The following is a 10,417-nucleotide window of genomic DNA, read 5'->3' as shown; positions in this document are numbered from 1 at the left end:
TTTCCCTTTCCGGCGAGTCCGACTCTATCAGATCCTTTCGGGCCTGATTCCCAGTCAGCGGGGTTTGTCTTCCCGGCTGTTGGGCCGTTCCGACGAGTGAGACATTAGCGGAATCCGGGGCCCCGACGCTAATCGGGGTCACGTTCCTTCGAACGTGGATTCCTCATTTCGCGAATGCGCACGCGGAGACAGGCGACAGCTGTCGCTCGTTCGTTGTGGTTACTGCGGAATGGCTGTCCGGGGACCGACCGGGGTCGGCGCTCACGTCGGACAACTCGGAGCACACTACGGATGCGGTGCGGGCGTGTCAACCCCGGTCTCCGACGGGGTGCGGTGGAAGGCGAGCCGGTAGTCACGGGGGCTGGTGGCCAGGTGGGTCGCGAAGTGCTGGCGCATGGTGATCTCACTGCCGAAACCCGTGCGGCGGGCCACCTCGGGGAGGGGCAGGTCGGTGCGTTCCAGCAGCTTCTGAGCTGCCGCGACGCGCTGGGTGATCAGCCAGCGCAGCGGTGTCGTGCCGGTGGTCGCCTGGAAGTGGCGGGCGAAGGAGCGCGGGGACATGCCGGCGCGGTCGGCGAGCTCCGCCACCGTGTGCGGTTCGGCCAGATGGGTCAGAGCGAAGGCGCGTACGGCCGCGAGGGTGTCGGCGTCGCGGTCCGTGTGCGGGGTCGGGTGCTCGATGAACTGTGCCTGGGTTCCGGTGCGGAACGGGGCGGTGACCATCGAACGGGCGATCGTCGCCGCGGTCTCGGCCCCGTGGACCGTACGGACGAGGTGGAGGCAGAGGTCGATGCCGGCCGCGGTGCCCGCCGAGGTCCAGAGATTGCCGTCGTGGACGAAGAGGGCGTCGGGTACGACGGTGACACCGGGGTGGCGGGTGCGCAGGAGGTCGGTGAGGTTCCAGTGGGTGACCGCGCGTCGGCCGTCGAGGAGGCCTGCCTGGGCGAGGGTGAAGGCGCCTCCGCAGAGCGCGGCGATCGGCGTGCCGCGGGTGTGGGCGCGCCGCAGGGCTTCGAGGACCGGTTCGGGCGCCGGCGTCACATGGTCGTCCAGCCCCGGGACGACGATCAGGTCGGCTCGGGCCAGCCAGCTCAGCGTGCGGTCGGGGGTGAGGGAGAGTCCCCCGCGCAGGGGGACGGGTGTGGTGGCGGCCGCGGTGCGGCGCAGCTCGAACCGCGGTACTCCGCGGTCCGTCCGGTCCACGCCCCAGACCTCCGTGACGACCGAGACGTCGAACGCTCGGATGCCCGGAAAGGAGACGAGGGCGATCCGGGTGGTGGCGGGGTCGGCGGTCATGTCGGCAGTAAACCATCGATCGATGGCTTTGTGACCTCTGGGCGGCCGGTCGTTCGCGCGGAAGCATGGGGGCATGGAGATCGCGGAGAACGCAGCGCTGGTAGTGGTGGATGTGCAGCAGGGATTCGAGGAGGAGGCGTACTGGGGGCCGCGGAACAATCCCTCGGCGGACGGGAACATCGCCGGGCTGATCGATGCCTGGCAGTCGAGCGGGCGGCCGGTCGTCTTCGTCCGGCATGACTCGCCCAAGCCGGATTCGCCGTTGCGGGTGGGGTATCCGGGCAACGGCTTCAAGCCGTACGTGGAGGAGCGGCGCGGAAAGGGCGGTGGGCCCGAGCTGTTTCTGACGAAGAGCGTGAACTCGGCGTTCTACGGGACGCCGGATCTGGCGGACTGGCTGCGCGAGGGCGGGGTGCGGCAGATCGTGGTGGCCGGTATCCAGACCAACATGTGCGCGGAGACGACGGCCCGGATGGCGGGGAACCTCGGGTACGAGGTGTTCTTCGCTTTCGACGCGACGTACACCTTCGACGGGACCGGCCCGTTCGGCTGGACGATGAGCGCGGAGGAGCTGGCGCGGGCCACCGCCGTGACGCTGCACGGCGGTGGGTTCGCGAAGGTGGTGCGCAGTGCGGAGCTGATCGCCGCCGCGGAGTAGGTCAGCCGTTGCCGGAGGCGAGTTCGCGGCTGCGGTCGCGGGCTGCTTCGAGGGCGGCGATGAGGGCGGCGCGTACGCCGTGGTTCTCCAGTTCGCGGATGGCGCTGATCGTGGTGCCTGCCGGGCTGGTGACGGCTTCGCGGAGCTTGACCGGGTGCTCTCCGCTGTCCCGCAGCATCACGGCGGCGCCGATGGCGGCCTGGACGATCAGGTCATGGGCCTGGGCGCGGGGCAGGCCCAGCAGGATTCCGGCGTCCGTCATCGCCTCGACGAGGAAGTAGAAGTACGCCGGGCCCGAGCCGGAGAGCGCGGTGGCCGCGTCCTGCTGGGACTCCGGGACGCGCAGCGTCTTGCCGACGCCGCCGAAGATCGTCTCCGCGGTGGCGAGGTGGGCGCCGGTGGCGTGGCTGCCCGCGGAGATGACGGACATGCCCTCGTCGACCAGGACGGGGGTGTTCGGCATGACCCGGACGACCGGGGTGCCCTCGGTGAGGCGGTCCTCGATGAAAGCGGTCGTGATGCCTGCCGCGGCGCTGATGACCAGGCGGTCCGCGGTGACATGGGCGGAGAGCTCGTCGAGGAGGCGTCCCATGTCCTGGGGCTTGGCCGCGAGGATGAGGATGTCGGCGCGCGCGGCGGCCTCCGCGTTGCTGACGGAGTCGACCCCGTAGCGGTTGCGGAGCTCCTCCGCACGCTCGGAGCGGCGGGTGGTGACGAGCAGATCGGCCGGGCGCCACCCGGCCCGGATCATGCCGCTGAGCAGGGCCTCGCCGATCTTGCCGGTGCCGAGGACTGCGACTGTCTGGGTCATGCGGTTTCACCCTCCGGGCGGTGCCGGCGGCCGGGGCGCGTTCTGAAAGTAGCGTCGTCCGCCCGAAGGGCGGGCCCGGTGGCGCATGGTGCGTGCGATCGCAAGGCGCGGAAGTGGCCCCGTAGCGGAGCTGACAGGTCATTTCCGCGACGCCGCGAGCGTGCGTGCCAGGCGCTGCCGGGCAGTCGGGACTTTCAGATCACGTCCTGGCGGTGCCGGCTGTTCTCGGTACTCGTGTCCGCCATCCTCGCACCGGTCCGTCAGGTGGTGCGGCGGCGGAGGGTGGCCGCACCGAGGGCGAGGACGAGAAGGGCGCAGCCCGCCACGATCACGACGTCGCGGACGAAGTCGCCGGTGACGTCCGGGTGGCGGAGGACCTCGTTCATGCCGTCCACGGCGTACGACATGGGCAGCACGTTCGAGATCGCTTCGAGCACGGGCGCCATCCGGTCGCGGGCGATGAACAGTCCGCAGAGCAGCAGCTGCGGGAAGATCACGGCCGGCATGAACTGGACGGCCTGGAACTCGGAGGCCGCGAAGGCCGAGACGAACAGGCCGAGCGCCGTGCCCAGCAGGGCGTCGAGTACGGCGACCAGGAGCAGCAGCCACGGGGACCCGGTGACGTCCAGTCCGAGCACCCACACCGAGAGCCCGGTGGCCAGGAGCGACTGGACCACCGCGACGGCGCCGAAGGCGAGGGCGTAGCCGGCGATCAGGTCGCCCTTGCCGAGCGGCATGGCGAGCAGGCGCTCCAGGGTGCCGGAGGTGCGCTCGCGCAGGGTGGCGATCGAGGTCACCAGGAACATCGTGATCAGCGGGAAGATGCCGAGCAGTGAGGCGCCGATGGAGTCGAAGGTGCGCGGGCTGCCGTCGAAGACGTACCGCAGCAGCGCGATCATGACGACCGGGATCAGCAGGAGCAGTCCGATGGTGCGGGGGTCGTGGGCCAGCTGGCGCAGGACGCGGGCGGCGGTGGCCAGGGTGCGGGCGGCGCCGATGGGTGAGGTGGTGGCCGTGCTCATCGGGCGTTCTCCTGACGGGTGGCGGCCGCGTCGACCAGGTGGAGGAAGGCTTCTTCGACGGTCTCGGTGCGGGCGGCGGTGCGCAGTGCCTCGGGGGTGTCGTCGGCGAGGATCTCGCCCTCGCGCATCAGGAGGAGGCGGTGGCAGCGCTCGGCCTCGTCCATGACGTGGGAGGAGACGAGGAGGGTGGTGCCCCGGTCGGCGGCGAGGTGGTGGAAGAGGCTCCACAGATCGCGCCGGAGCACCGGGTCCAGGCCGACGGTGGGTTCGTCGAGGACGAGCAGTTCGGGGGTGCCGAGCAGCGCGACGGCGAGGGAGACGCGGGTGCGCTGGCCGCCGGAGAGGGTGCCGGCGAGGGCGGCGGAGTGGCTGGTCAGGTCGACCTCTGTGATGGCCCGGGTGACGGCTTCGCGGCGGGCGTCCCGGTGTCGGCGGCCCGGTTGCAGGATCGCCGCGAAGTAGTCGAGGTTCTGCCGGACGGTGAGGTCGGTGTAGACGGACGGCGCCTGCGTGACGTACCCGATCCGTGGCCGCAGACCGGGGTGGCCGGCCGGGCTGCCCAGGACGTCGAGGGTGCCGGTGACCTTGGCCTGGGTGCCGACCACGGCTCGCATCAGGGTGGATTTGCCGCAGCCGGAGGGGCCGAGGAGTCCGGTGATCCTGCCGGGTTCGACGGTGAAGCCGAGGCCTTTGAGGACGGTGCGGTTGCCCCGTACGACCGTGAGGCCGCGGGCCTCGATGGCGGCACCCGAAGAATTCATCATGTGATGAATTTTGTCGCGGTGGCGGTCTTCCGTCAAGGGTCCGCGGCCTCCGCGCCCGCCGGTTCAGCGGATGGTCACGCTCAGCTCGACGACGTACGTCTCCTCCACCAGACCGTCCGGGAAGCGCCGTGCGAGGTGTTCGCGCTCCTCCGAGAGGAAGCGCCCGGCGGGCTCGTCACCGAGGACCAGGAAGGCGGAGTGGCTGCCGAGGTTGGCGAGGTGGGTGTCCAGGGGGACACGCCGGGTCCAGGGCACCCGGCGGTGTACGAACGTCAGCCCGGCCGGCAGGTCGCGGGCGGATACCGGCGAGCCGTGGGCGCCGGTGTGGGCCGCCGCGGGTCCGCCCGGCGCTCCGGGGCCGGCGAGCTCGGGCAGTTCGGTGGCGAAGAAGCCCAGCAGCCGCGCGCCCTGTTCCGCGATCCAGCCGACGCCGGGGTCGGCCACGTTCCACCACAGGGCCAGCGCGCCGCCCGGCCGCAGGACGCGCATGGCCTCGGGGGCGGCGCGGGCGGAGTCCGTCCAGTGCCAGGACTGGGCGTACGTGATCAGGTCGGCCGAGGCCGCGGCGAAGGGGAGGTGGTTGCCGTCGCCCCGTACCAGCGGGACGTCCGGCAGGCTCCTGCGCAGCTCCGCCGCCATCCCGGGGCCCGGTTCGACGGCGACGACGGCGGCGCCCCGGTCGCGGAGGCGGCGGGTCGAGATGCCGGTGCCGGCCCCGACGTCGAGGGCGCGGGCGCCTCGCAGCGGCCGGCCGGCGAGCTCCTCGACGGCGTCCAGGAGGGCGTCCGGGTAGCCGGGGCGGGCCGCGCCGTACTGGGCGGCGGCGCGGTCGAACGACAGGGCGCGCGGGGACGCGGGCGAGGGCTGAGGGGGCGGCGGCTGCGGGGACGGCGGCCGGGAGCCGGGGTCAGGGGTGCCAGGGGTGCCAGGGGTGTCTGTGGTGGGCATGTGCCCCATGGTGGCCCCGGCCATGATCCGCGGGACAGACCCCGCGGTGGGCGTCGCGTTACTTGCGTCGGCCTACTTGCGGCGTCGTACTTGCGGCGGCTTACCTGCGTCGCCTTACTTGCGGCGGGCCTTCTTCGCCTTGGCCGTCCTGCGGGCCGCCGGATTCCCGGTGCGGGCCGACCGGCGCTTCGCGTACCGGAGCTGGGCCGCCTCGTACTCCGTACGCCGGAGCTTCTCGCCCGGGGCCTCGGAGAACGTACGGATGAAGTAGGCGAGCAGCCCGCCGATGAAGCCGATGGTCCTGAGGCCGCGCAGATTGTCCTCGCGGGCGGGGTCGGCCGGGCGGCTGCTGAAGCCCTCCCACGTCTTGCGGAAGGCGATCGCACTGCAGACGGCGAACATCAGGACCACCAGGATGCCGACGAAGCTGCCGACGTCGGCGATCTCCAGACCCTGGTAGGCGAACCGCAGCACGAAGCAGGACGCGGCGGCCGCGGCGAGCGAACCGACGGCGACCCCGACGCGGCGCAGACCGTAGTTGCCGTCGTGGGCGACCCAGGTCGTGCCGAAGAAGCGGATGGGTTCGGGCTGCGGACCGGGGGCGGTCGCGGCGGCACCGGCGGGCGCCTTCGCGGACTCGGTGGTGCCGGGCGCGCTGCCGTCGGGGGTCTCGCTGTTCTCGCTCACAGGATCGATTGTCCCAGGGCCGGGGCGGTGGCGCCGCGCCCGCCTCCCGAGGGGGCGGGCGCGGCGCCGTCGCGCGTCAGCCGCAGTGGCTCCACGGGCTGGTGTACGCGTACGTACCGCCGGCCGTCTCGATCAGGCCGCCCCACTTCACGCAGTGGCTGCCGGCGGCGAGCCGGACCGGGCCCGCGTACGAGGAGTACCTTCCCTGGTCCTTGACCTGCTCCTTGCCGTCCCCGTCGACGTCGAGCCAGGCGCCGGTGGTCAGCGCCTTGCCCTCGGTGGCGGCGGCGTGGAAGGTGACGACGCAGTTGAACTTGGTGCTCGCGTTGTAGAGCAGGTAGACGCGGGCCAGTTCGGCCGACGCGTCCTTGAACACGTGCGAGTCGATCTGGGTGTATCCGGATCCGCAGACGCCGGCCGGAGTGGCGGCGGCCGGTGCGGGTGCGATCGGCGTGGGTGCGGCCGACGCCGCACCGGCCGGGACCGCGCCCAGGGCCGCGAGGGCGGTGACGGCTGACGCGATGACTACTGAGCTGCGTACGGTAGTGCGCATACTCCCCCAATCATGGTCATACATGGCAAGGGGGTGAGCTTACTGCGATCGACCGGTCACACGGAGTCGTTCTCGGGCCACGACGGGCGCGTGTGGCGGCGGCGACGCCCGGGGGACGTACACGCGTCCGGCCCGGAGCGGGTCCCGGCCACACGCGTCCGGCCGAAAACGCCTCCGGCCCCTCGCGAGAGGGGCCGGACGGTGGTGCGGGGCTGTGCGTGCGGGTGTCAGCCGAGCTTGGAGACGTCGCGGACGGCGCCGCGGTCCGCGCTGGTCGCCATGGCCGCGTAGGCGCGCAGCGCGGCCGAGACCTTGCGGTCGCGGTTCTTCGGCGCGTAGACGCCGTTCAGCGCCTCCCGGCGGGTGGCCAGCTCGTCCTCCGGGACCAGGAGCTCGATCGAGCGGTTCGGGATGTCGATCCGGATCCGGTCGCCGTCCTCGACGAGCGCGATGGTGCCGCCGGACGCCGCCTCCGGAGAGGCGTGGCCGATGGACAGGCCCGACGTGCCGCCGGAGAAGCGGCCGTCGGTGACCAGCGCGCAGGTCTTGCCGAGGCCCCGGCCCTTGAGGAAGGAGGTCGGGTAGAGCATCTCCTGCATGCCGGGGCCGCCGCGCGGGCCCTCGTAACGGATGACGACGACGTCGCCGTGCTCGATCTCCTTACGGAGGATCTTGTCGACGGCGTCCTCCTGCGACTCGCAGACGACCGCCGGGCCCTCGAAGGTCCAGATCGACTCGTCGACACCGGCCGTCTTCACGACGCAGCCGTCCACGGCGAGGTTCCCCTTGAGGACCGCGAGGCCGCCGTCCTTGGAGTACGCGTGCGCCAGGTCGCGGATGCAGCCGCCCGCCGCGTCCAGGTCGAGGGTGTCCCAGCGCTCGGACTGCGAGAAGGCGGTCGCGGAACGGACGCAGCCGGGGGCGGCGTGCCACAGCTCGACGGCCTCCGGCGACGGCGAGCCGCCCCGGATGTCCCAGTTCTTCAGCCACTCGGCGAGGGTGTCGGAGTGCACCGAGTGCACGTCCTCGTTGAGCAGTCCGCCGCGGTGCAGCTCACCGAGGATGGCGGGGATGCCGCCGGCCCGGTGGATGTCCTCCATGTAGTACGTGCCGCCGGGCGCCACGTTGGGCGCGACCTTGGCGAGGCACGGGACCCGGCGCGAGACCTCGTTGATGTCGTCGAGGTCGTACGCCAGCTCCGCCTCCTCCGCGGCGGCGAGCAGGTGCAGGATCGTGTTGGTCGAGCCGCCCATGGCGATGTCGAGCGCCATCGCGTTGTCGAACGCGGCGCGGGTGCCGATGGCGCGCGGCAGGACCGTCTCGTCGTCCTGCTCGTAGTAGCGCTTGGTGATCTCGACGACCGTGCGGCCGGCCTCCTCGTACAGCGCCCTGCGGGCGGTGTGCGTGGCGAGGACGGAGCCGTTGCCGGGGAGGGAGAGGCCGAGGACCTCGGTCAGGCAGTTCATCGAGTTGGCGGTGAACATGCCGGAACAGCTGCCGCAGGTGGGGCAGGCGTTCTCCTCGATGCGGAGCATGTCCTCGTCGGAGATGCTCTCGTCGACCGCGTCGCTGATCGCGTTGACCAGGTCGAGCTTGCGGACCGTGCCGTCGACGAGGGTGGCCTTGCCGGCCTCCATCGGGCCGCCGGAGACGAAGACCGTGGGGATGTTGAGGCGCATCGCGGCCATCAGCATGCCGGGGGTGATCTTGTCGCAGTTCGAGATGCAGATCAGCGCGTCCGCGCAGTGCGCCTCGGCCATGTACTCGACGGAGTCGGCGATCAGGTCGCGGGACGGGAGGCTGTAGAGCATCCCCGCGTGACCCATCGCGATGCCGTCGTCGACCGCGATGGTGTTGAACTCGCGGGGGACGGCGCCTGCGGCCAGGATCGCCTCGGAGACGATCCGGCCGACGGGGGCGAGGTGGGTGTGGCCCGGGACGAACTCCGTGAAGGAGTTGGCGACCGCGATGATCGGCTTGCCGATGTCCTCGCTCGCTACGCCCGAGGCGCGCATAAGGGCGCGCGCGCCCGCCATGTTGCGTCCGTGGGTGACAGTGCGGGACCTCAGCTGGGGCATCGTCTCTCGCTCCTTCGACAGAAAAGACTGGTTCCGAGCGTACGCCTGTGAGGCCAGGATCTGGACGGGGTGTCCGGTATCCGGGACCGGGGTGAGATTCGGCCCTCCGGCGTTCGAGGGGCGGGGAGGTACGGGGGCGGAGCCCCCGGAACGGTCAGGCGTCTGTCAGGTAGCGCTGCAGCGTGGGGCCCACCATCGCGATGATCTTCTGCGGTTCCGCGGAGGCCAGGGGTTCCGCCTGGATCACGTAGCGCAGTACCGCGATGCCCACCATGTGCGACGCGGCCAGTTCCGCGCGGAAGGTGGCGTCGGGGACGTCCAGCTGGTCGGCGATCCGGTCCAGCAGGCGTCGCAGCACGAAGACGCGCAGGACCTTCGCCGCCGCCTCGTGGGTCATCGCGGAACGCATGATCGCCAGCAGCGGGGCCCGGGACTCCGGGTTCTCCCACACTCCGATGAAGTAGCCGGCCAGCCGCTCCCCCAGTCCCTCCGTGCTGCTGCCGAGGATGTCCGGGATCGCCAGGGCGGGTTCGAAGGAGAGCTCGATCGCGGCGCCGAACACCTCGTCCTTGGTACCGAAGTAGTGGTGGACCAGGGCCGCGTCCACGCCGGCCGCCTTCGCGATGCCCCGGACGGACGTCTTGTCGTAGCCGCGCTCGGAGAACTCGGTGCGGGCCGCCTCCAGGATGCGGGTGCGGGCGTCGGGGCCGGTCTCCGCCTCCGTGCGGGAGGGGCGGCCGCGGCGTCTGGGGGGCGGGCCCTGGCTCCCGTCGCCCTCGGTCACGGGCGCGGCGACGGGGCGGAGGACGACGCGAGGTGCAGCCGGGTGAAGGCCAGCGCCTCGGCCAGGTCCGCCTCGCGTTCCGCGGTGGACATCGCCCGGCGGGTGTTGACCTCGACGACGACGTGGCCGCCGAAGCCGGTACGGGCCAGCCGCTCCAGCAGCTCGGCGCAGGGCTGGTCGCCCCGGCCGGGCACCAGGTGCTCGTCCTTGCCGGAGCCCTTGCCGTCCGCGAGGTGGACGTGGGCCAGCCGGTCGCCCATCCGGTCGACCATGGCCATGCCGTCCGTGCGGGCGGTCGCGGTGTGCGAGAGGTCCACGGTGAAGTGCCGGTAGTCGTCGTTGGTGACGTCCCAGTCGGGGGCGTACGCGAGCATCTCCCGGTCCCGGTAGCGCCACGGGTACATGTTCTCGACGGCGAACCGCACGTCCGTCTCGTCCGCCATCCGCCAGATCCCGGTGACGAAGTCGCGCACGTACTGCCGCTGCCAGCGGAACGGCGGGTGGACGACCACGGTCGAGGCGCCCAGCTTCTCGGCGGCGGCGCGGGCCCGCTGGAGCTTGACCCAGGGGTCGGTGGACCAGACGCGCTGGGTGATCAGCAGACAGGGGGCGTGCACGGCCAGTACGGGCACCTGGTGGTAGTCCGAGAGCCGGCGCAGCGCCTCGATGTCCTGGCTGACGGGGTCGGTCCAGACCATGACCTCGACGCCGTCGTACCCCAGGCGCGCGGCGATCTCGAAGGCCGTAGCCGTCGACTCCGGATAGACGGAGGCCGTCGACAGGGCGACCTTCGCATCCGGGATGCGCACCACTGGT

11 protein-coding genes are annotated in these 10,417 nt (G+C 71.8%); 1 reads left to right on the top strand and 10 read right to left on the bottom strand.

Translation table 11 applies throughout. The features are described from left to right. Positions 1-285: 285 nt before the first annotated feature. On the bottom strand, positions 286-1,296 hold the full coding sequence (locus ACIP89_RS21480; protein ID WP_401933087.1) for a GlxA family transcriptional regulator: 1,011 nt from the start codon (positions 1,294-1,296) through the stop codon (positions 286-288). A gap of 73 nt (positions 1,297-1,369) precedes the next feature. Between ACIP89_RS21480 and ACIP89_RS21475 the strand changes: the two genes are divergently transcribed. Then, complete coding sequence (locus ACIP89_RS21475; RefSeq protein ID WP_401923854.1) at positions 1,370-1,954, top strand: cysteine hydrolase family protein; 585 nt, start codon at positions 1,370-1,372, stop codon at positions 1,952-1,954. 1 nt (position 1,955) lies between these two features. Here the strand turns inward: ACIP89_RS21475 and proC are convergent, their stop codons facing one another. The 9 genes from proC to ACIP89_RS21430 all read right to left on the bottom strand — a co-directional run bounded on the left by proC (position 1,956) and on the right by ACIP89_RS21430 (position 10,413). Next, complete coding sequence (proC, locus tag ACIP89_RS21470) at positions 1,956-2,765, bottom strand: pyrroline-5-carboxylate reductase (protein WP_401923856.1); 810 nt, start codon at positions 2,763-2,765, stop codon at positions 1,956-1,958. A 260-nt stretch (positions 2,766-3,025) separates the two neighbouring features. Beyond that, positions 3,026-3,787, bottom strand: a complete 762-nt coding sequence (locus ACIP89_RS21465) for an ABC transporter permease (RefSeq protein ID WP_402116151.1) — start codon at positions 3,785-3,787, stop codon at positions 3,026-3,028. Then, complete coding sequence (locus ACIP89_RS21460) at positions 3,784-4,551, bottom strand: ABC transporter ATP-binding protein (protein WP_401923861.1); 768 nt, start codon at positions 4,549-4,551, stop codon at positions 3,784-3,786. Before ACIP89_RS21460 ends, ACIP89_RS21465 begins: the two co-directional genes overlap by 4 nt. 63 nt (positions 4,552-4,614) lie before the next feature. Beyond that, on the bottom strand, positions 4,615-5,499 hold the full coding sequence (locus tag ACIP89_RS21455) for a class I SAM-dependent methyltransferase (protein ID WP_402116150.1): 885 nt from the start codon (positions 5,497-5,499) through the stop codon (positions 4,615-4,617). 114 nt (positions 5,500-5,613) lie between these two features. After that, on the bottom strand, positions 5,614-6,186 hold the full coding sequence (locus ACIP89_RS21450) for a hypothetical protein (protein WP_402116148.1): 573 nt from the start codon (positions 6,184-6,186) through the stop codon (positions 5,614-5,616). 76 nt (positions 6,187-6,262) lie between these two features. Beyond that, positions 6,263-6,739 carry an acetyltransferase gene (locus ACIP89_RS21445; protein WP_401923868.1) on the bottom strand — a complete coding sequence of 159 codons (477 nt, stop codon included), beginning with the start codon at positions 6,737-6,739 and terminating at the stop codon, positions 6,263-6,265. A 227-nt stretch (positions 6,740-6,966) separates the two neighbouring features. Further along, positions 6,967-8,817, bottom strand: a complete 1,851-nt coding sequence (gene ilvD / locus ACIP89_RS21440; RefSeq protein WP_401923870.1) for a dihydroxy-acid dehydratase — start codon at positions 8,815-8,817, stop codon at positions 6,967-6,969. 154 nt (positions 8,818-8,971) lie between these two features. Further along, positions 8,972-9,601, bottom strand: coding sequence for a TetR family transcriptional regulator (locus ACIP89_RS21435; protein WP_402116146.1), 630 nt, complete (start codon positions 9,599-9,601; stop codon positions 8,972-8,974). Beyond that, positions 9,598-10,413 (bottom strand): sugar phosphate isomerase/epimerase family protein, encoded by an 816-nt coding sequence (locus tag ACIP89_RS21430; RefSeq protein WP_401925139.1) that lies wholly within the window; start codon positions 10,411-10,413, stop codon positions 9,598-9,600. Before ACIP89_RS21430 ends, ACIP89_RS21435 begins: the two co-directional genes overlap by 4 nt. Positions 10,414-10,417: the final 4 nt, after the last annotated feature.

The sequence above is a fragment of the Streptomyces sp. NPDC088730 genome (assembly GCF_044751215.1).
Taxonomy (GTDB): domain Bacteria; phylum Actinomycetota; class Actinomycetes; order Streptomycetales; family Streptomycetaceae; genus Streptomyces.
This window is presented reverse-complemented; position numbering and strand designations above follow the sequence as displayed.